Here is a 19318-nt window from a genome sequence, read left to right as displayed (position 1 = left end):
ACTTCATGGTCGTACCCCCTCCCCCGCTGTCGGGCGCAGAGTGACCTCGAAGCGGTCGAGACCGCGGAGGGTCAGATTGCGCCGGTGTTCCGGTTCCGCGACTCCCCGTGCGTCCGGGTAGTCCCTGGCCAGGGCCCCGAGGACCGATCCGGCGAGCCGGATCGCCATGGACGCGCCCAGACAGGCATGGGCCCCGCGTCCGAACCCGAGGTGCGGGTTCGGGGTGCGGTCGAGTCGCAGCTCTGTGGGGTGGTCGAAGCGGAGCGGGTCGTGGTTGGCCGCGCCGAGGAACAGCGTGACCGGATCACCCGCTCTCATCGTGACGCCACCCAGTTCGGTGTCGGTGACGCAGACCCGGGCGTCCGCCTGGACGGGTGCGTCGTACCGGATGAGTTCGTCCACGGCGGAGGCAGGGGTCGCCGGGAAGGCGGCCATCGCGCCGGGGGTGGTGAGGAGGGCCGCCGCGGCGTTGCCGAGGAGCCGTGAGGCGGATTCGTAGCCGGCGTGCAGGACCGCGCGCAGACTGTTCCGAAGAATCGTTTCCTCAACGCCGCTGTCCGCCGCGTGCTCAGCGACGTGGGCGATGAGCCCTTCCTTCGGTGGATCCGCGAGCCAGCCGCCGGCGTACTCGGCGAGCCTGGCCCGGGCGGCGACGGCGGGCTCGTGCTTCTCCGGCCACAGGCCGGCGTCCATGCCGTCGACGACGGTACGGGACATGGGCACGAACCAGTCGAGCTCGGGGGCCGGGACGCCGAGGAAGGCGGTGACGAAACGCAGCGCGACCGGTTCGGCCAGCTCGCCCACGAAGTCGAACGAGGGCCGCTCGGCCAGCTCCGCGAGCAGGTCGTCGATCTGGAGGTCCAGACCGTCGTGCAGCGCCCGCCGGTCCTGGGCCCGGAATCCGTCGAGAAGCAGGTGCCGAATGGCCGTGTGCTCCGGCGGGTCGAGGGTCTGCACGCTCAGCAGCGGCGCGGGGATGTCCTCCCCTGCGCGGCGCCAGTCGGAGGCGAATCGGTGACTGTCGGTGAGGACGGCAAGGCAGTCGGCGTGCCGGGTCAGCACCCAGGAGCCGAGCAGTTCGTGCCAGTAGACGGGGGCGGACTCCCTCATCCGGGCATACGCGGGGTACGGGTTCCGCAGGTTCGACGGACGGACCAGGTCCAGGATCGGGTCCACGCCTGCCGCTTGCTCCACGAAACATCTCCCCCTTCGCATAGGGCCTGGTTGAGGCCTTGCCTGCTGACGAGTCGAGCTGTGCGGGACGTTGATCCACCGGTGGGTGGAGCGTCTCGCTGGTGTGCCACCGGCGGTTCGCCGGTCCTTCCCCGTACATCATTCGAGCCGAGCGCCGGTGACGCTACCACGCAACTGAGGTGGCTGGTATGACTACTTGCCAGAGATCTTTCACAAAGCTGCGGGGAGTTACGGAAGATGACCGGCCAAGACCAGACGATAGTTCACGATGTCCCGGTGAACGTTGCCCAACAGCCCAACCCCTACCCCCTCTTCGAGCGGATCCGCGAGCATGGTGTCGTCCAGCGTGTCCGACTGAATCCCACCCTTGAAGTCTGGATGGTCACCGGCTACGACGAGGCGGTGGCGGCGCTCACCGACCCCCGGCTCAGCAGCAGTCCGGTCGGGGTCAACGGACTCGAGGAGGAGATGGCCCACCAGGAGCGCACCAACGTCCTGATGGGCAGCATGCTCGTCGCCAACGGCGAGGACCACACGCGGCTGCGCAACCTCGTCTCGAAGGCCTTCACCTTCCGGCGCGTGGAGCAGATGGCGCCCCGCGTCCAGGCGCACACCGACGCCTTCATCGACGCCTTCGCGGCACGCGGATCGGCCGATCTCGTCTCGGAGTTCGCCCTCCCGCTGCCCATGGCCGTGCTCAGCGAGCTCATCGGCATCCCGGCCGAGGGACAGCCCGACTTCGCCCGCCTCGCGGTCGGCCTCATCATGCCGCCCAACACCCCCGAGCGCCTCGCCAAGGGGGCCCAGGCGCGGGCCGAACTCACCGAGTTCTTCGAGCCGTTGATCGCTCAACGCAAGGCCGACCCGAAGGATGACCTGCTGAGCGCGCTGTGCGCCGCGCAGGCCGAGGCGCGGATCAGCGACCGCGAGCTGACGGCCATGACGATCCTGCTCACGCTGGCCGGTCACGAGACGACGGCGAGCCTCATCGCCAACGGCGTCCACGCGCTCCTGAGGCACCCGGAGCAGTTCGCGGCGCTCCGCGACGACCCCTCACTGCTCCCCGGCGCGATCGAGGAACTGCTGCGCTACGAGGGACCCGTGAGCCGGGGTGTCGCGCGCTTCACCGTCGACACGTACGAGATCGGCGGGGTGACCATCCCGGCGGGCGAGATGATCATCATCGGCCTCGCCGCGGCCAACCGCGACCCGGCTCGTTACGACCGTGCCGACATCCTCGACGTGGCACGCCGCGAGGTGCCGCAGCAGCTCGCTTTCGGCCATGGTGTGCATTTCTGCCTGGGTGCCCCGCTGGCCCGGGCCGAGGCCCGGATCGCCATCGGCACCCTGCTCCGCCGCTTCCCGGACCTGCGCCTCGCGGACCCGGACGCGGACCTGTCGCGGCGCGAGGGCATCCTCCGGGGCATGGCGACGCTGCCGGTGGCCTTCACTCCGGAGGGCTGAGCCCTCGGGTCGGCCCCAGGTGCGGCCGCTCAGGCCGGCCGCGCCGCCTGCCGTCGGGCGCTGCCGCGCAGGGCGGCCGCGTACGCCTCGTCGGGGTCGAGGCGGCGCAGTTCCTCGGCGATCAGCTCGGCGGTGGTCCGGACCTTGAGGGCGAGGACCCGGCTGGGCTGGCCGGGGATGGCGAGGCGGGCCACCGGGCCCTCCGGCCGGTCGATGCGGATCTCCCCGTCGGACGTTCCCATGCGGACGGCCGTGACGACCGGGCCGTCGCTGACGATCCGGTCGACGGGGACGCCGAGTCTGACCTCGAACCAGCGGGCGAGGAGCTCGGCGCTGGGGTTCTCCGCCTCGCTCTCCACGGCGGCCGAGGTCACGGTCGACGGGGCCTGGTCGAGCGCGGCGGCCAGCATCGAGCGCCACGGGGTGAGCCGGGTCCAGGCGAGGTCCGTGTCGCCGGGGGCGTACGAGACGGCCCGGGCCTCCAGCGCTGCGAGCGGGTCCTCGACCGCGTACATGTCGGTGATGCGCCGCTGCGCGAGGACGCCCAGCGGGTCCCGGGAGGGGACCTCCGGGGCGTCGACCGGCCACCAGACGACGACCGGCGCGTCCGGCAGGAGCAGCGGAAGGACCACGGAGTCGGCGCGGGCGGCGAGTTCGCCGTGGAAGCGGAGCAGGACCGTCTCGCCCGAGCCGGCGTCGGTCCCGAGCCGGACCTCGGCGTCGAGCCGGTTCTCGTGCCGCTCGCGGGGCGTGCGGGCATGGCGCTTGATGACGACGAGGGTCCGGGAGGGGTGCTCCCTGGAGGCTTCGTTGGCGGCCTTGACCGCGTCGTAGGCGTTCTCCTCGTCGGTGACGACGAGGAGGGTGAGCACGACACCGACGGCGGGTGTGCCGACGGCCCGCCGGCCCTCCAGGATCGCCTTGTTGATCTTGCTGGAGTTGGTGTCCGTCAGATCGATCTTCATGCGCGGCGCCCGTCCCTTCCTCTGTGGCGAGCCTAACGCTCCTCGCCCGGTGCGGTGTCGGCCGGTTCGTCGTCCGACCGAGACCCCTGGTCCTGGGCCCGGCGGCCGACGACGGCGGCCGCCGCGAGTGCGGTGCCGACGAAGGCGGTCGCCACCACCCACGGCCGGTCGAGGACGTGGCAGGTGGCGTGGTCCAGGGAGTACCGGCCGGCGCCGGCGATCCCGATCGCGGCGGCGGTGAAGCCGAGGAAGGCCGGGTACTCGTATCCGCCGGCCTGCGCGAAGAAGCCGGCCGGGGCGTGGACGGCGACGGCTCCCGTCATGGCGCCGGCCGCGGCGGCGCCGGCGGCCGGGGTGGCGAGGCCGAGCGCGAGGAGGACGCCGCCGCCCGCCTCGCCGAGACCGGCTGCGATCGCGCTCTCCCGGCCGGGCGAGAACCCCATCGCCTCCATGCCCTTGGCGGTGCCTTCGATGCCACCGCCGCCGAACCAGCCGAAGAGCTTCTGCGTGCCGTGGGCGGCGAGGACGGCACCGGTGCCGACCCGCAGCACGAGCAGCCCGAGGTCGCGTCGATTGAGGTCGGCCATGAGAGGGGTCTCCGTAACGTGCGGGGGCGATGCGGGGAAGTGGTCGCGTACGGACGCGCGGGGACCGGCATGGACCCCGTGCGGGACTCGTTCGGACTCAGGGACTCGTACGCCGTCCACTCTCGGCCTCCTTACCCGGACGTGCCGCCCGGGACCGCGGTCCTGTGCTCCATCGGAGTCATCTTTTGCGGCGTTTGTCCTCTATTGCTTAAGTGAGGGGGCTGTGGCCGTCCCGATGAGAGTGGGTACGCATGACCGCCGAGTCCCCCGAGACCGCAGCTCTGCGGAAGAAGGTCCGGACCCTGATGCCCCGGGCGAAGGAGGACCTGACCGAGCTGGTGGCGATGCGCTCCGTCGCTGATCCCCGGCAGTTCCCTCCCGAGGAGTGCGCGAAGACCGCCGACTTCCTCGTCCGGGCCTTCACCGAGGCCGGGCTCCGTGACATGCGGCGGGTGACGACCCCGGACGGCTCGGACGCCGTCGTCGGCCACGCGCCCGGCCCCGATGGGGCGCCCACGGTGCTGCTCTACTGCCACTACGACGTCCAGCCGCCGCTGGACGACGCGGCCTGGCGGACACCGCCCTTCGAGCTGAGCGAACGCGACGGCCGCTGGTACGGGCGGGGCTCCGCCGACTGCAAGGGCAACATCGCCATGCACCTGACGGCCCTGCGCGCGCTCGGCGGGCCGGAGGGCAGGGGCTTCCCCGTGAACATCAAGTTCGTGGCGGAGGGCTCGGAGGAGCAGGGCACGGGCGGCCTGGAGCAGCTGGTGCCGCTCCAGCCCGAGCTCTTCGACGCCGACGCCCTGCTGATCTGCGACACCGGCAACTTCTCGCTCGGGCTGCCCACCACGACCACCTCGCTGCGCGGGCTCGCCAATGTGGTCGTCACCGTCTCCACGCTCAAGGGCGAGATGCACTCGGGCATGTTCGGCGGGCCGGCGCCCGACGCGCTGGCGGCGCTCGTACGGATCCTCGACAGCCTGCGCGACGAGGACGGCAACACCGCCGTCAAGGGGCTCCCGGGCGACGGCTCCTGGGACGGCGTGGACTACCCGGCCGAGCAGTTCCGCACCGACGTGGGCGTCCTGGACGGCGTCTCCCTCGTCGGTACGGGCTCGGTCGCCGACGAGCTCTGGGCCCGGCCCGCCGTCACCGTCCTCGGCATCGACTGCCCGCCGGTCGTGGGCTCCTCGGCCGCGATCCAGTCGAAGGTACGGGCCAGGGTCAGCCTGCGGGTCCCGCCGGGCATCGACGCGGACAAGGCTCTCCGCGCGCTCACCGACCATCTCGTCGCGTCCACGCCCTGGGGCGCCCGCGTCGAGGTGGAGGCGGAGAGCGGCGGACAGCCCTTCCGGGCGCGGACCGACGGTCCGGCCTACCGGGCGCTGGCGTCGGCGCTGCACCAGGCGTACGGGAAGGAGATGGTCCAGTCGGGGCAGGGCGGGTCGATCCCGCTGTGCAACGTGCTCGCGGACCGCTTCCCGGAGGCGGAGATCGCGCTGATCGGCGTCGAGGAGCCCGGCTGCCTCATCCACGCGCCCAACGAGAGCGTGGACCCGTCGGAGATCGAGCACATGGCGCTGGCCGAGGCGCTGTTCCTGAGCGGCTACGCGTCGGCGGTCCGATGACCCCGGGGGCGGTGACGCGCCCCCGACGTCCCCGAACGGAAAGGGACCGAAGGTTCCATGACACAGACTCATGACACATCCGCGCGACACGACGTACCTCCCGGTCCGCTCGCCGCCCTGGCCGGCGCCGCCTGGCAGGTGCTGCTCGTGGCCGGGCTCGTCTCGGCGGTCCTGGGCATCATGGTGCTCGCCTGGCCGGACGCCTCCCTGGCCGTGGCCGGAGTGCTCTTCGGCCTCTACCTGCTCATCAGCGGCGTGATGCAACTGGTCGCGGCCTTCGGCACGCACGCGACAACGGCGCTGCGGGTCATGGCCTTCATCAGCGGCGCGCTCGCGATCCTGCTCGGCCTGTTCTGCTTCCGCGGCGCGATGCAGTCGGCCCTGCTGCTCGCGCTCTGGATCGGCATCGGCTGGCTCTTCCGGGGCATCACGCAGACGGTGGCCGCGGCCTCCGACCCCGCGATGCCGGCCCGCGGCTGGCAGATCTTCCTCGGCGTCGTGAGCGCGGTGGCCGGCGTGGTGCTCATCGTGTCGCCCCTGGAGTCGGTGACGGTCCTCACCGTCCTCGCCGGCATCTGGCTGATCATGGTCGGCCTGGTCGAGATCGTCACGGCCTTCATGATCCGCTCGCGCGCCAAGAACCTGCCGCCGGGGGCCTGACGGAGCGCGTTGTCCCCTGTCGCCGGGGGCCTGACGGAGCGCCCTGTCCCTGTCGCACCGGGTGGGCCGGCGGGGCTCTTCGCCCCCGTGCCTCCCGCCTCGCCACCCTCCCGCAGCACACCTTCCGCACACCCGCCACACACCCGCCGTCCGCCCGATTTCCGGGCGGGCGGCGGGCGCACTTGACCTGTGCGCTACATTTTGCCGGTCCTTGACCACCGATCCCCCGTGATCGCAACCCTTCGGAGCCGGCATCCCATGAGCGACATCGTCAACGGCCTGGGCCGCGCAGGTGCCTACGGCGCCCTCGGCGTGGTCCTGCTGATCCTCGGCATCGTGCTGGTGGATCTGCTGACGCCCGGGAAGCTCGGCCGGCAGATCTGGGAAGAGCGCAACCGCAACGCCGCGATCCTGCTGAGCTCCGCGCTTCTCGGCATAGGCGGGATCGTCTTCACGTCGATCTGGACGACGTACGACAACTTCGGCAAGGGCCTCGTCTCCACGGCGGCGTTCGGCCTCCTGGGCCTCGTGATGATGGCGGTCGCCTTCCTCGTCCTGGACCTGGTGACGCCGGGCAAGCTCGGCGCGACGCTCGTCGACCCGGAGCCGCACCCGGCGGTGTGGGTGACGGCCTCCTGCAATCTCGCGGTCTCGGCGATCGTCTCCGCCTCGATCGCCTGACGCCCGACGTCGTACGCACACAGAGGACGCGGCCCGAGACGGGTCGCGTCCTCTGTGCGTGAGGCCGGTGCCTACGGCCGGGGTCTCAGTCCAGCGACTGGGTCAGTTCGCTGCGCGCCGCCGTGTGGACGACCCGGCCGCGCGCCCCGTTGACGATCGGCATGTAGGGCACCACGTGCCCGCACTCGACGTCGGCGATGATCGGCACGTTGAGCGGGGCGAGCGCTTCGAGCACGGCCTCGTGCTGGCTGAGAGAGTCGCGCCCGGGGGCCGGGGTCCGGCCGACGAGGACGGCGTTCGCCTCGTCGAAGAAGCCCGCCATCCGCATGCCGTGCAGGTACCGGCAGATGGCGAACGCGTCCTCGCCGCACGCCTCGACGTAGACGAGGAGTCCTTCGGGGGCCGAGGCCCGGGCGAAACCCGAGGTGTCCAGGTAGGGCGTTCCGGTGAGGTTGCACAGCGTCTCGATGCAGCCCCCGATGAGGCGCCCCTCGGCCTCCACGTCCCCGTCGCCGTCCAGCCGGGTCCACCCGCCGGGTGTGTCGAGAGTGAACTCCCGTACCTCGGGGTGCGCGACGTAGTCGTCCCATCCGGCGGCCCGGTGGCGGTTCGGCGGAACCTGTGTGAACCGGTGGCCCTGGGGAGCGCCGACGATGTCGAGCCAGGACAGGAGCCCCTCCGGCGCGCGGTAGGGCGTGTCCATAAGGTTGTTGCCGTGCACGGTGGCCGTACCCGTGAGGAGCGTCAGTGGCGTCATGACGGTCGACATGTCGGAGAACCCGACGAGCCAGGTCGGCTCGGCCTCCCGCAGCCGGTCCCAGTCGAGATGCGGCAGCAGGTCGATCGCGGTCTCGCCGCCCCACGGCGGCACCACGGCCCTGATGCCCGGGTCCGTCAGCATCGCCATCAGCTCGGCCGCGCGGTCGGCGACGGGCGCGCTGACGTGACCGTCCCCGTCCATGCAGTCGCCCACCACCACTTCGTACCCCCGTGCCTCCACGTCGCGGACCGCGACATCGAGGCGCGCCCGCATCTCCTTCCGCACACCGCTGGAAGGGGAGGTGACACCTATGCGGTCGCCGGGGCGCAGGGGGGCTGGGTAACGAATCGACATGCGGTGGATTCTGGCATGCCGTCTCCGGTCCTCCTTCAAGGTCTTCGCCGGCGCGGGGACAACTGCCGGGGCAGCACAGGGGACGAAGGGGCTCGGGGAGTGCGCGTGGAACCGACAGAGCGTGAGCTGACGGATCCGTGGGAAGGCCTCCTGGTCGCTCCCGCCGCCGGTACGGACGTCGGCGTGCTGGTCCTGGCGGGCTCCAGCGCCGCCGGGCCACGACGGCGAAGGGCAGCCGTATCCGTCGTCCTGGACCTGGTGGGAAGAGCCGCTCCCCTTCGTGCCGATGGACGACTCCTGGACGGCCGCACCACCGTCGGACGGTCCGGTCGCCCTCCGCGGATGGTACGAGCTCAGCGAGAGGACGTTCGCCCGTCCGGCCGCCCCCGCGGAGATACCCGTGGAGAAGGCCAGGGCTGAACTCCTGCTCGTCGCGGGCGGCGACGACGCGATGTGGCCGTCCCTGCCTTTCGCCGAACGGTTGGCGGAGCGCAGGCGCTCGGCCGGTGCCGCGGTGCGACTGATCACCCATCACTGCGCCGGCCATCGGCCACGCCTTCCGGGGAAGGGCCCGGCCACGCCCTCCCCGCGCTTCCGGTACGGAGGCACGCCCGAGGCCGACGCTCTCCTGGGAGCGGCGGCCTGGTGCCCCACATCCTTGAGGCGCTCGGCTGCAGCACGGGCAGGTAGCGCATCCGCTCCCGTCAGGGAGTCATGGGCTCCACCTCCAGGAAGCGGCGCCCTCGGGGCCCCCGGTACAGCAGCGCGTCCCAGCCCAGGCGGGTGAGCGCTGCCATGCAGGAGGCCAGCGCCTCCGGTTCCTCCTGGGCGGCGCCCGAGCCCGGTGGGCCCAGCCACTCCACCACGGCCCTGGCCGGCCGGTCCCCCGCCCTGACCCGGTAGCCGGTGGCGACGCGCGCGCCCGAGGCGTCGACGGACGAGGGGGCGAGCCCGCCGGCCTCCAGGGCCAGGGCCACCGCGCGGACCGGTCTGCCACGCTCCCACTCGGCGGGCACCGCCTTCGGGTCGCCCGCCTGACCGTTCGTCAGTCGCCGGATCTGGAGCAGCCCGTCCCGGGCCGCCCGGACCTCCCGCGAGCGCTGCTCGGCCTCGGCCGCGGGCAGCGGCGGACCGTCACCCGTCGCCACCTCGAACGTTCCCCCACCGCTCGTCGTCGTCATACGAAAACGGTAGGCGCCGCCACTGACAACCGCCCACCGTGAACCCTTGGCCAAGGGACCAAAGACCCCGGCATTCGGGACTTTCGTCGCGGCATTTCGGACATTCACCCCTGTGGCGATGGTCTCCGAAGATCATCCGACGTGCCGTCATCTCCGGACGACGGCCGGAAGGGCCTCATGACCGAGCCACAGAAGCGGCCCCTGCCCGTCCGAGTGCGTCGTCACCCCGACGCCATACCCATGGACGACCTCTTCCGGTCGGATTCCGCGCGACCGACCGGCACCCTGCTCAGGCCCGACCACCGGCCGGAGGCGGCAGAACTGACAGAACCAGCAGCATGGGTACAGCCGGCAGAGTCCGCAGAGCTCCCGGAGCCCGGGCTACGAGCCGACGGGATCACGTCCGTACGGCGGCCCGGGCACGCCAGGCAGTCCTCGCTGTCCCCCCGGTCGCCGGAGCCCCCGCTGTCTCCCCTGTCGCCGCAGTCGCCGCAGTCCGTCCCACCGGTCGCCGTCTCCCGACGGCCGCCGCCCTCCGATCCCGACCCCGGCCTCGTCGAGCGCCGCGGGCCCGCCGTCCCCGGCTGGCTCGCCGTGCTCGCCGGCCTCACCGCGCTCGCCGGGGCCGTGGCGACGCTGTGGCGGAGCCGCCCCCTGACCGGCGCGCAGCTGCTGCCCTGGCAGTGGGCCGCGCTCGCCGGCTGCGCCGTCGTCACCGTCGTCGCCTTCGGCGGCCTGACGCGCGGACGCACGGGCTCCGCCTGGGTGCTGTCGCTCTTCGGCCGCTACCGCGGCACCGTGCAGCGCACCGGCCTCGCCTGGGTCAGCCCGTTCGTCCTGCGCCGCCGGATCGACGTCAGGCTGCGGCACTGGCGCAGCGAACCGATCTCCGTCGTCGACTCCGAGGGTTCGGCGCTGCGCGTGGTGGTCCTGGTGGTCTGGACGGTACGGGACACCGCCCGGGCGCTCTACGCCGTCGACGACCATCTCGGCTATCTGCGGGAGCAGGTGGAGGCGGCAGCCGCGCGGGTCCTCTCCCAACTGCCCGCCGACGCCTTCCGGGGTGACGTGCCGACCCTGCGGAACGCCGAGGCCGTCGGCGACGCCCTCACCCGCATGCTCGCGGCCGAGTGCCGGCCGGTCGGCATCGCGGTCTTCTCCGCCCAGCCGACGCGCATCGAGTACGCACCCGAGGTGGCCGCCGCGATGCAGCGGCGGCAGATCGCGGCGCTGGACGCCAAGCACCGGGACACCGTCCTGACCGGCGTCATCGACGCCGTGGACGACACGGTCACCCGGCTGACCACCCGCGGACTCGTCGCACTCGACGACTTCGAACGCCAGGCCCTGGTGAAGGACTTGACCGTGGCCTTCTACACCCGGCGTGGCGGGCCGGCCCCCAAGGATCAGGAGTGACAAGGACCGTGAACACCCCCGGAGTCACCGCACCCAAGCTCACCACCCCCGAGCTCACCTCCTCCGAGCTCACCTCCTCCGCGCTCACCACCCCCGAGCTCACCTCCTCCCCGCTCACCGCCCCCGGGCTCACCTCCTCCGAGCGCTCGGCCTCCGAGCTCGCCGCGCCCGGTTTCACCGACGAGATACCGCTCGGCTGCGCCTGCGCGGGCTGCGCCCAGGCCGCCCGGAGCCTGGGCACGGACGGCGTGCGCTCCGGTGCGGCGGCCCTGCAAGGGGTACGCCGTGCCGTCGTCGCGACCGTCGGCGCGGTCGCCCTGGTGGGGGCGGGAAGTGGCACGGCGCTCGCCGAGCCGGCCCCTGCCCACGCCGGCTGGGACGGCTCGAAGTACTGGTTCCGGAACGCGGCGGGCGAGTGGCGCTGGACCAGCCACCACTCCACGTACGTCCAGCGCACGGGCCGCAGCGGTTCCGGAGGCGGCGGGAAGCAGACCGCCGCCGGCGGCGGGGGCCGTACCGGCGGGCCCGTCTTCCGGGGGCGGCAGGGCTGGGACGCCCAGGACCGCGTCTACTGGTACAAGTCCCGCGGCCACTGGTACTGGACCAGCCACAGGTCCACGTACGAGCAGCGGACCGGCACCTCGGGGAACACCTCGAAGCCGACCGGACCCACCGCCCCGGCCACTCCGTCCTCGCGGAGCTGGACGGTGCCGGTCTCCTCGTACGTCTTCACGGGGTACTACGGGCAGCCGGGTGCCTGGTCGAGGGGCTACCACACGGGCCAGGACTTCGCGGTCCCGACGGGGACGACGGTCCGCTCGGTCGGTCCGGGGCGCGTGGTGACGGCACAGTACAGCCGCTCGTACGGCTACGAGGTGGTGATCCGGCACCCCGACGGCCGCTACACCCAGTACGCCCATCTCTCGCGGATCGACGTGTCCCCCGGGCAGAGCGTGTCCACCGGCCGACGGATCGCGCGGTCCGGGAGGACGGGGCGGGTGACGGGTCCGCACCTCCACTTCGAGGTGCGGACCACGCCGTACTTCGGCTCGGACGTCGACCCGCTGGCCTATCTTCGCGGCCACGGCGTGCGCGTATAGACGGCTGTACGCGGAGGGAGAGGGGTCAGCCCGCCACGCGTTCGATCCAGGCGGTGAGGTCGGCGACGACCTCGTCCCGGTTGGTCTCGTTGAGGACCTCGTGACGGGCGCCCTCGTAGCTGCGGTACGTGAGATCGGTGAGCCCGGCCTCGCGGTAGCGGGCGACCAGCAGGTCGGAGAGGGCGAGGCGGGCGTTGAGCGGGTCGTGGTCGCCGACGAGGACGTAGACGGGCAGGCCCGCCGGGATGCCCTCGGGCGCGGCGAGCCGGCCCGCCGCGGCCCCCATGTCGGCCATCCCCCGGTCGTCGGCGGCGAAGCCGCACAGCGGGTCGGCGAGGTACGCGTCGACCTGCTTCTCGTCGCGGCTGAGCCAGTCCGCGTCCGTGCGGTTGGGCGCGAAGGCGGCGTTGAAGGCGTCGAAGACATCGCCTCCCTCGACGCCCGCCTCCGCGGCCTGCCGGGCCGCCTCCGCGAGTCCCGTGAGGAGCCCGTCCACGGCCGTCGTACCGGAGAGGGCGACGCCGTCGACGAGGGAGGAGTGGTCGAGGAGGTACTGCTGGGCGGCGAAGGAGCCCATGCTGTGCCCCAGCAGGATCACCGGCACCCCGGGGTGCCGGTCCCGGGCGATCCGGGTGAGGGCGGCGATGTCCTCGACGAGGAGGTTCCAGCCGTTCTCGCCGAAATGGCCCGCGCCCGCGTGCATCGAGAGTCCGTGGCCCCGGTGGTCGCCCGCGTAGACGACGAAGCCGAGGCCGGTGAGGTGCTCGGCGAGCGGGGCGTACCGGGCGGCGTGCTCGCCCATGCCGTGCGCGATCTGCACGACGCCCCGCGCGTTCCCCTCGGGGAGCCACGTGTGGACGTGGATGGCGATCCCGTCCCGGGAGGTGAAGGTGAACATCGCGGCTCCTGACTCATGATGCGGAACTCGAGACTCGTACCGCATGGCTTGGGGATTGGTGAGGCGCACTCCGGACTGCCGGCGCCCGGACACCGTAAGGGTGTTCGGCAATGCCGAACACCATGACGGTGGGGTGATCCCCGTCTCAGCCCCTCACCCACCGATCAACCGCTCAACCGACCGGGCGGTTCTCCTTCACCGTGATCCGGCCCTTGCGGATCGTGGCCAGGCGGGGCGCGCGGCGGGCGACGGCGCTGTCGTGGGTGACCATGACGAAGGTCAGCCCGTGCTCCTCGCAGAGCCCTTCGAGGAGGTCGACGATCTCGTCGCGCATCGACTCGTCGAGATTGCCCGTCGGTTCGTCGGCGAGCAGCACCTTCGGCCGCTTCACCAGGGCGCGGGCGATGGCCACGCGCTGCTGCTGGCCGCCGGAGAGCTCGGACGGCAGATGCCCGAGGCGCTCGACGAGCCCGACCGAGTCCAGGGCCTCGGCCGCCCTGTCGCGGCGGTCGGCGGTCTTGACGCCGAGCGGGACCAGGGCGGTCTCCACGTTCTCCAGGGCGGTGAGGGTGGGGATGAGGTTGAAGCTCTGGAAGACGAATCCGATGTTCTGGCCGCGTACGGCCGTCAGGCGGCGCTCCGAGAGCTTCGCCAGGTCGGTGCCGTCGAGGAGGACGCTGCCGGAGGTGGGGCGGTCGAGGCCGCCGAGCATCTGGAGCAGGGTGGACTTTCCGCCGCCCGTGGGGCCCTGGATGACCAGGCGGTCTCCCTGCCCGATGGCGAGGTCGACGCCGGCGAGTGCGTCCACTCTGGTCCGGCCGCGCCGGTACTGCTTGGTGACGCCGATGAGTTCGTACATGGTGTGGCTCCTGTGTCGGGTGGTGCGTGCGGGGGGGTGGCTACTCGACGCGGCGCAGGGCGTCGGCGGGGCGCAGGCGCGAGGCACGCCACGCGCCGAAGCCGCCCGCGACGAGACCGCCGCCGAGGGCCAGGAGCACGGCGAGGCCGACGGTGGCGAGGCCGACGGGGGCCGTAAGGGCGATGTCGATGGTCTTGCCCACGGCCGTACGGGCTCCGCCGGGGCCGACCGCGGCGCCGCCGAAGACCATCCCGCCGCCGCCCCGCCCGCCGAAGCCGCCGACGCTCGCGCCGAGTTCGGCGGTGAGGTTCGGGCTGACGGCCGTCACCGCGTAGGCTCCGGCGAGGCCGGCCGCGATGCCGAGGGCGCCGCCGACGACGCCGTTGACGAGGGCCTCGCCGACTACCTGGCGGGTGACCCTGCCGCTCGTCCAGCCGAGCGCCTTGAGCGTGCCGAACTCGCGGACGCGGCGGCCGACCGCCGAGGAGGTGAGCAGGCCGGCGACGAGGACCGCGGCGAGGAGCACCGCGTACGAGAGCCACTTACCCATGGTGGAGGCGAGGTTCGCGGCGGTGTCCAGGGAGCCGGAGACCGTCTGGGCGAGGTCGGCCGAGGTGGTGACGGTCGTGCCGGTGACGTTCTTCTGGATGGCCGTCTTGACCGCCTCGATCTTGGTCGAGTCGGTGGCCTTCACATAGATCGTGGTGATCTTGCCGGTGGAGGCGGAGAGCGTCTGCGCCTGCTTCAGGGGCAGGTAGACCTGGGCCGCGGACTGTCCGCTGTCGGCGGTCACGATCCCGATGATCTCGAACGACACGCCCTTGACCGTCAGCTTCCCGCCGACCGTGAGCCCCTCCTGCCGGGCGTAGGCGCTGTCGAGGACGACGACCTTCGCGTCGGTCTCGGTGGTCTCGAAGGTGCGGCCCGTGGAGACGGTGGAGGTGGTGAGGGGGCCGAGGTCGGGGGCCGTGACGTCGGTGCCGTAGAGCGTGAAGGAGTTGACGTCGAAGGCCGCGCCGCCGCCGGTGACCGTGTCACCGGGCCCGCCCGGGCCTCCGCCGGTGGCCTCGCCCGGCTGCGCGGGCTGCCCCGGCTGGCCGGGCTGCTGCTCACCGCGCTGGATCCGGCCGCGCGTGAACTCGCCGTCGATCTTGAGGTTGACGAGGCTCAGGCCGCCCACCGCCCGGTCGACGCCCTGCTGCTTCGCGACGGTGGCGACGGTGGAGTCCGCGAGGGTCTCGAAACCCTGGACCATCAGGCGGTCGCTGCTCTGCTTCTCCTCCCCCTCCTCCTGGCCCTCGAACGCGAACCGGGGCCGCTGCGGCCGGGCACCCTCCTGGAGTTGGTCCCGGGCCTTGGTCACCGTCAGGTCCGTACCGAGTCCGTACAGGGACTCCAGCACCTTGCCCTGGGCGACCTTCATGCCGGAGGAGACGGAGTTGACGACGATGACCAGCGCGATCCCGAGCGCGAGCCCGGAGGCGACGACGAGCGCCGCCTTTCTGCGGCGGCGCAGCTCGCGCCGGAGGTAGGTGAAGAACATGGCGCGAAGGTAGGAGCGGCGTGTGATGGTGGGATAAGGCCCGCGTGAGAGCCGGATGAGAGCGCGTCAGCCGCGTGGACCGGAACGGGGAATCGGCCGTTTCCCTGGGCAGGCAGCGCCTCCCGGTGGCAGAGTCGGCGCCATGTCCGACAACGGGGGAACGGTCAGGCCGGGAACGGCGCAGCAGGGTCCGGTGCGGCCGGGAGCGGAACGGCGGGGGGCTGATCGGCAGGGGCCGGATCAGCAAGGACGGGAGCGGTCGGAGCAGCTCGGCGCGGTGCGGCAGGGCCCGGTGACCGCGCTGCTCGACGCCACCGGGATGTTCTTCAAGTCGGCGCGGGACGCGTTCCCCGGGGCGGGCCCAGCCGACTGGGCGGCCGCCGCCGCTCTGGACCCGGGCTCGGTCGGGCCCGACGGAGCCTGGCGGCTGGACTTCCGGTGCTTCGCCGTCGCCGACCCGGGCGGTACGGGCTGGACCCTGGTCGACGCCGGCGTGGGCCCCGCCGAGGGCCCCGGAGCACCCTGGTGCCCCGTCCCGGGCCGGCTGCCGGACCTGCTCACGGAAGCGGGGATCGACCGGCGGGACATCCACACCGTGGTCCTGACACACCTGCACGAGGACCACACGGGCTGGGCCGCGGACGCGGCGGGGCGGCCCTTCTTCCCGGACGCCCGGTACGTCGTCCAGAGCGCGGAAACCGCCGCGCTCGACCGGAGCGACCCGGTGTGGTCCTGGGTCGTGGAACCGCTGCGGGCCGCGGGGCAGCTGCACGAGGTCGACGGCACGCACCGGCTCCGCCCGGGCGTCACCCTGCTGCCCACGCCGGGGCACACGCCCGGCCACCAGTCGGTCCTCGTCGAGCACGCCGACGGCCGGGACGTCCTGGTCACCGGCGACCTCCTCGTCCATGCCGTCCAGCTCGCCGCACCGGGCGTCGCGTACGCCCACGAACGCGATCCGGCGACGGCGCGGGCCTCCCGCGAGAAGCTGCTCGCCCGGGCCGTCGAACGCGGCGCGGTCCTGGCGACGGCCCACCTGACCCGCCCGTTCGTCGAACCGTCCGGGTCCGCCTCCCGGCCCGAGTCCTGATCTCCGGCCGATCCGGAAGCCCGGCCGATCCGGAAGCCCGGCCGATCCGGAAGCCCGGCCGGTCCGCATGCCCAGCCGGTCCGCATGCCCGGCCGGTCCGGATCCCCGGTTGGTGAGGAGGACCGTCAGGCGACCGTCGTGGCGTAGGCCAGTGGGTCCGTGAGGACGTCGTGGAGCACCAGGGCCGCCGCGCCCCGGGCCGCGTCGGACGTCGGGGAGGCGGCGCGGAGGCGGGTCGAGTCCGGGGGCCAGAGACCGGAGACGACGCGGGCGGAGAGCTCCTCGGCTACGGCCGGGGCGAGCCAGGGCATGAGCAGCGGGTAGATGCCGCCGAGGACGACGGCCTCGGGGTCGAGGAGGTTCACGGCGCCCGACAGGGCGCGGCCGAGCATGCGGCCCGCCTCGGTGAGCGCGCCGAGCGCGCGCGGGTCCTCGGTCTCGGCACGGTGTACGAGCTCCGCGACGTCGGGCGCTTCCGCCGCCCGGAGGAGCGCGGCCTGGCCCGCGTACTGCTCCAGGCAGCCGCGCGATCCGCAGCGGCAGCGGGGGCCCTCGGCGTCGACGACCAGGTGGCCGATCTCGCCGGCGAAGCCGTGTGCGCCGCGCAGGAGTTCACCGTGGACGACGATCGCGCCGCCGACGCCGATCTCGCCGGTCAGGTGCAGGAAGGTCCGGAGGTCGCCGAGCGCGCCGAACCAGAGCTCGGCGAGGGCCGCCATGTTGGCCTCGTTGTCGGAGGTCAGGGCGAGGCCCGCGGGGCCGCCGGTGCCGGGGCGCCGCGCGGCGAGGGCCTCGCCGAAGAGGCGCTCGGCGGCGACCTCGTTCCAGCCGAGGTTGGGCGCCTGCCGGACGGTCCCCGCGGTGACGAGCCCGGGCAGGGCGAGCCCGGCTCCGGCCGGGACCAGCCCCAGTGCGGCAGCCTCGTCGAGGGCCTCCGCCGCGATGCGGGCGGCCCGGTCCAGGACCTTGGCCGCGCCGGCCGCGCGGTTGTCGAGGCGTTCGCTGCGCCGGACGCGGTCGGTGCCGGTCAGGTCGGCGACGCAGACCGTCACGTAGTCGATGTTGACCTCGACGCCGAGTCCCGCGGGACCGGTGTCCGCCGGCTTCAGCACGGTGCCCGGCCGACCCGCCTGCCCGCTGAACGTCTTGCCCGACTCGACGAGGAAGCCGAGGTCGAGGAGCTGCTCGACGAGCGAGGAGACGGCGGGCCTGGTGAGTCCGACGCGGGCCGCGACGGCCGCCCTGGTCGTCTCGCCCGCCTCGTGGACGGTCCGCAGGACGAGGCTCAGGTTGTGCCGGCGCACTCCCGACTTGTCGGCCTTGGGTTCCGTGGGCTGGTTCATGGTGAGCGAGAGCCTAGTCGCCCCTTTCGCTCACCCGAAAACAGTTCGGTGACCGAACTGATTCGGCTAGGGTCTCCCCATGACGCTGCCACGCGACTACCGCCGTCAGACGTGCGCCCTCTCCCGCTCCATGGAGATCGTCGGCGAGCGCTGGACGCTGCTCGTCCTGCGTGACGCCTTCTACGGGGTCCGCAGGTTCGGGGAGTTCGCGGCGCACCTCGCGGTCCCCCGGGCCGTCCTCACGGACCGCCTGGCCACGCTCGTCGAGGCCGGGGTCCTGGCCCGGCGGCCCGAGACGGGCACCGGCCGCCGCGAGGTCTACGTCCTGGCGCCCAAGGGGATCGCCCTCTGGCCGGCCGTCCGCGCGCTCACCGCATGGGGCGAGGAGTTCTACGCGGCGGAGGGCGGTCCGCGCCGCGTCTTCCGGCACGTCGGCGACGAGGCCCCGATCGACCCCGAGGGGCAGTGCACCGGCTGCGGCACGGCCGTACCGGTCGGAGACGTCCTGGTCACCCCTGGTCCGGGGCTCCCGCCCCCGGCCGAGGGCGACGACCCTGTGACGGCGGCGCTCGCCCGCCCGCACCGGCTGCTCACCCCCCTGCTCACCACCGCGCCCCAGGGGCGCACCACGAGAGGTTCGCACGCATGAAGATCCTGGTCGTCGGCGCCGGTGCCACCGGTGGCTACTTCGGTGCCCTGCTCGCCCGCTCCGGGCAGGACGTCACCTTCCTGGTCCGCAAGGCCCGCGCCGCCGCGCTGCGCGAGCGCGGTCTGCGGGTCGTCGGCAGGGACGAGGAGTGGATCGTCGCTCCGCGGCTCGTCACGGCCGACAAGCTGACGGGCCCGTACGACCTCGTCCTGCTCTCGGTGAAGTCCACCGGGCTCGAACGGGCCGTCGAGGACGTCGCGCCCGCCGTCGGCCCCGGCACCGCCGTCATCCCGCTGCTCAACGGCCTCGCCCACATCGACGTCCTCAACGCCCGCTTCGGCGCGTCCGCCGTCCTCGGCGGGGTGGCCAAGGTCGTCACGACGCTCGACGCGTCCGGTGACATCCGGCGGCTGGCCCCGCTCGCCCATCTGGCCTTCGGCGAGCAGGACGGCACCGTCTCCCCGCGCGTGGAGAGGATCAGGTCCATCCTCGAAGGGGCGGGGATCGACGCGCCGGTGCCGGATCGGGTCATGACCGCGATGTGGCACAAGTGGGTCTTCATCACGACCTTCGGTGCCGTGACGAGCCTGATGCGCGGCACGGTCGGCGACGTGTACGACACCCCGGGCGGGCCCGCGCTCGGGCCCGCGGTCCTGGACGAGGCCGCCGCGGTCGCCGCCGCGGCGGGTCATCCCGTACCGGAGGAGGAGCGGGCGGCGACGCTCGCCGTGGTGTCCGCGCCGGGCTCGCCGATGGTGCCGTCCCTGTACCGCGATCTGACGGCGGGTCACCCCACCGAGGTGGAGCACCTCTTCGGCGATCTGACGGGCCGGGCGCGTGGCTTCGGTGTGGCGACCCCGCTGCTCGACCTGGCGACCCTGCACCTGCGGGTCCACCAGCGCCGGGTCGGCGCGTCGGCGGCGGCCGGGGTCTGACGGGCGTT

18 protein-coding genes and 1 pseudogene are annotated in these 19318 nt (G+C 73.0%); 10 read left to right on the top strand and 9 right to left on the bottom strand.

The features are described 5' to 3' along the window. Positions 1 to 3: 3 nt before the first annotated feature. Complete coding sequence (locus IE124_RS29710) at positions 4 to 1194, bottom strand: cytochrome P450 (protein ID WP_189512238.1); 1191 nt, start codon at positions 1192 to 1194, stop codon at positions 4 to 6. A gap of 276 nt (positions 1195 to 1470) precedes the next feature. Between IE124_RS29710 and IE124_RS29705 the strand changes: the two genes are divergently transcribed. Further along, positions 1471 to 2658, top strand: a complete 1188-nt coding sequence (locus tag IE124_RS29705; protein ID WP_229832988.1) for a cytochrome P450 family protein — start codon at positions 1471 to 1473, stop codon at positions 2656 to 2658. A 29-nt stretch (positions 2659 to 2687) separates the two neighbouring features. Here IE124_RS29705 and opcA read toward each other — a convergent pair whose 3' ends face one another. After that, on the bottom strand, positions 2688 to 3623 hold the full coding sequence (gene opcA, locus IE124_RS29700) for a glucose-6-phosphate dehydrogenase assembly protein OpcA (RefSeq protein WP_189512234.1): 936 nt from the start codon (positions 3621 to 3623) through the stop codon (positions 2688 to 2690). Positions 3624 to 3655: 32 nt separating this feature from the next. After that, positions 3656 to 4210 (bottom strand): DoxX family membrane protein, encoded by a 555-nt coding sequence (locus IE124_RS29695; RefSeq protein ID WP_189512232.1) that lies wholly within the window; start codon positions 4208 to 4210, stop codon positions 3656 to 3658. 251 nt (positions 4211 to 4461) lie between these two features. On the opposite strand from IE124_RS29695, the gene IE124_RS29690 reads away from it, so the two are divergent. The 3 genes from IE124_RS29690 (at position 4462) to IE124_RS29680 (ending at position 7182) form a co-directional block, all read left to right on the top strand. Beyond that, positions 4462 to 5841 carry a dipeptidase gene (locus IE124_RS29690; protein WP_189512230.1) on the top strand — a complete coding sequence of 460 codons (1380 nt, stop codon included), beginning with the start codon at positions 4462 to 4464 and terminating at the stop codon, positions 5839 to 5841. A 57-nt stretch (positions 5842 to 5898) separates the two neighbouring features. Beyond that, positions 5899 to 6501: an HdeD family acid-resistance protein gene (locus tag IE124_RS29685; RefSeq protein WP_189512228.1), complete on the top strand. Its 603-nt coding sequence runs from the start codon at positions 5899 to 5901 to the stop codon at positions 6499 to 6501. A 258-nt stretch (positions 6502 to 6759) separates the two neighbouring features. Further along, positions 6760 to 7182, top strand: a complete 423-nt coding sequence (locus IE124_RS29680) for a DUF350 domain-containing protein (RefSeq protein WP_055640239.1) — start codon at positions 6760 to 6762, stop codon at positions 7180 to 7182. Between the two features lie 85 nt (positions 7183 to 7267). On the opposite strand, the gene IE124_RS29675 is transcribed toward IE124_RS29680, so the two are convergent. Continuing rightward, positions 7268 to 8296, bottom strand: coding sequence for a S66 family peptidase (locus IE124_RS29675; protein WP_189512226.1), 1029 nt, complete (start codon positions 8294 to 8296; stop codon positions 7268 to 7270). 286 nt (positions 8297 to 8582) lie between these two features. Here IE124_RS29675 and IE124_RS29670 point away from each other — a divergent pair, with 286 nt between their 5' ends. Next, entirely contained in the window at positions 8583 to 9083 is a 501-nt protein-coding gene (locus tag IE124_RS29670) for an acyl-CoA thioester hydrolase/BAAT C-terminal domain-containing protein (protein WP_189512224.1), read from the top strand. Here IE124_RS29670 and IE124_RS29665 read toward each other — a convergent pair. Further along, positions 9001 to 9477 (bottom strand): hypothetical protein, encoded by a 477-nt coding sequence (locus IE124_RS29665; RefSeq protein ID WP_189512222.1) that lies wholly within the window; start codon positions 9475 to 9477, stop codon positions 9001 to 9003. The genes IE124_RS29670 and IE124_RS29665 overlap by 83 nt on opposite strands. Positions 9478 to 9999: 522 nt before the next feature. Here IE124_RS29665 and IE124_RS29660 point away from each other — a divergent pair. Then, positions 10000 to 10893, top strand: a pseudogene (locus IE124_RS29660) (SPFH domain-containing protein); the annotation flags it as partial. 8 nt (positions 10894 to 10901) lie between these two features. Next, positions 10902 to 11993, top strand: a complete 1092-nt coding sequence (locus IE124_RS35580) for a M23 family metallopeptidase (protein ID WP_306432441.1) — start codon at positions 10902 to 10904, stop codon at positions 11991 to 11993. A gap of 25 nt (positions 11994 to 12018) precedes the next feature. On the opposite strand, the gene IE124_RS29650 is transcribed toward IE124_RS35580, so the two are convergent. The 3 genes from IE124_RS29650 to IE124_RS29640 all read right to left on the bottom strand — a co-directional run bounded on the left by IE124_RS29650 (position 12019) and on the right by IE124_RS29640 (position 15293). After that, entirely contained in the window at positions 12019 to 12891 is an 873-nt protein-coding gene (locus IE124_RS29650) for an alpha/beta fold hydrolase (protein WP_189512216.1), read from the bottom strand. A gap of 172 nt (positions 12892 to 13063) precedes the next feature. Beyond that, complete coding sequence (locus IE124_RS29645) at positions 13064 to 13750, bottom strand: ABC transporter ATP-binding protein (protein ID WP_189512214.1); 687 nt, start codon at positions 13748 to 13750, stop codon at positions 13064 to 13066. A gap of 40 nt (positions 13751 to 13790) precedes the next feature. Next, complete coding sequence (locus tag IE124_RS29640) at positions 13791 to 15293, bottom strand: ABC transporter permease (RefSeq protein WP_189512213.1); 1503 nt, start codon at positions 15291 to 15293, stop codon at positions 13791 to 13793. A gap of 319 nt (positions 15294 to 15612) precedes the next feature. Between IE124_RS29640 and IE124_RS29635 the strand changes: the two genes are divergently transcribed. Next, complete coding sequence (locus tag IE124_RS29635; protein ID WP_370468840.1) at positions 15613 to 16383, top strand: MBL fold metallo-hydrolase; 771 nt, start codon at positions 15613 to 15615, stop codon at positions 16381 to 16383. A gap of 125 nt (positions 16384 to 16508) precedes the next feature. Here the strand turns inward: IE124_RS29635 and IE124_RS29630 are convergent, their stop codons facing one another. Beyond that, positions 16509 to 17726 (bottom strand): ROK family transcriptional regulator, encoded by a 1218-nt coding sequence (locus IE124_RS29630; protein WP_189512209.1) that lies wholly within the window; start codon positions 17724 to 17726, stop codon positions 16509 to 16511. Positions 17727 to 17805: 79 nt separating this feature from the next. Between IE124_RS29630 and IE124_RS29625 the strand changes: the two genes are divergently transcribed. Together IE124_RS29625 and IE124_RS29620 are read left to right on the top strand one after the other, a co-directional pair. Next, positions 17806 to 18375 carry a winged helix-turn-helix transcriptional regulator gene (locus IE124_RS29625; protein ID WP_189512207.1) on the top strand — a complete coding sequence of 190 codons (570 nt, stop codon included), beginning with the start codon at positions 17806 to 17808 and terminating at the stop codon, positions 18373 to 18375. Next, complete coding sequence (locus IE124_RS29620; protein ID WP_189512205.1) at positions 18372 to 19310, top strand: ketopantoate reductase family protein; 939 nt, start codon at positions 18372 to 18374, stop codon at positions 19308 to 19310. The genes IE124_RS29625 and IE124_RS29620 overlap by 4 nt, the downstream gene beginning before the upstream one ends. The last annotated feature ends 8 nt before the right edge of the window (positions 19311 to 19318 follow it).

The sequence above is a fragment of the Streptomyces narbonensis genome, assembly GCF_014649015.1.
GTDB lineage: Bacteria > Actinomycetota > Actinomycetes > Streptomycetales > Streptomycetaceae > Streptomyces > Streptomyces narbonensis.
The sequence above is the reverse complement of the archived record's forward strand: the minus strand, read 5'-3'. Positions and strand labels throughout refer to the sequence as shown.

Excerpts from the sequence above, each read along its gene's own strand:
- opcA (WP_189512234.1), bottom strand. The coding sequence starts at position 3,623 with ATGAAGATCGATCTGACGGACACCAACTCCAGCAAGATCAACAAGGCG.
- IE124_RS29695 (WP_189512232.1), bottom strand. The coding sequence starts at position 4,210 with ATGGCCGACCTCAATCGACGCGACCTCGGGCTGCTCGTGCTGCGGGTC.
- IE124_RS29690 (WP_189512230.1), top strand. The coding sequence starts at position 4,462 with ATGACCGCCGAGTCCCCCGAGACCGCAGCTCTGCGGAAGAAGGTCCGG.
- IE124_RS29685 (WP_189512228.1), top strand. The coding sequence starts at position 5,899 with ATGACACAGACTCATGACACATCCGCGCGACACGACGTACCTCCCGGT.
- IE124_RS29680 (WP_055640239.1), top strand. The coding sequence starts at position 6,760 with ATGAGCGACATCGTCAACGGCCTGGGCCGCGCAGGTGCCTACGGCGCC.
- IE124_RS29675 (WP_189512226.1), bottom strand. The coding sequence starts at position 8,296 with ATGTCGATTCGTTACCCAGCCCCCCTGCGCCCCGGCGACCGCATAGGT.
- IE124_RS29670 (WP_189512224.1), top strand. The coding sequence starts at position 8,583 with ATGGACGACTCCTGGACGGCCGCACCACCGTCGGACGGTCCGGTCGCC.
- IE124_RS29665 (WP_189512222.1), bottom strand. The coding sequence starts at position 9,477 with ATGACGACGACGAGCGGTGGGGGAACGTTCGAGGTGGCGACGGGTGAC.
- IE124_RS29650 (WP_189512216.1), bottom strand. The coding sequence starts at position 12,891 with ATGTTCACCTTCACCTCCCGGGACGGGATCGCCATCCACGTCCACACG.
- IE124_RS29645 (WP_189512214.1), bottom strand. The coding sequence starts at position 13,750 with ATGTACGAACTCATCGGCGTCACCAAGCAGTACCGGCGCGGCCGGACC.
- IE124_RS29640 (WP_189512213.1), bottom strand. The coding sequence starts at position 15,293 with ATGTTCTTCACCTACCTCCGGCGCGAGCTGCGCCGCCGCAGAAAGGCG.
- IE124_RS29635 (WP_370468840.1), top strand. The coding sequence starts at position 15,613 with ATGTTCTTCAAGTCGGCGCGGGACGCGTTCCCCGGGGCGGGCCCAGCC.
- IE124_RS29630 (WP_189512209.1), bottom strand. The coding sequence starts at position 17,726 with ATGAACCAGCCCACGGAACCCAAGGCCGACAAGTCGGGAGTGCGCCGG.
- IE124_RS29625 (WP_189512207.1), top strand. The coding sequence starts at position 17,806 with ATGACGCTGCCACGCGACTACCGCCGTCAGACGTGCGCCCTCTCCCGC.
- IE124_RS29620 (WP_189512205.1), top strand. The coding sequence starts at position 18,372 with ATGAAGATCCTGGTCGTCGGCGCCGGTGCCACCGGTGGCTACTTCGGT.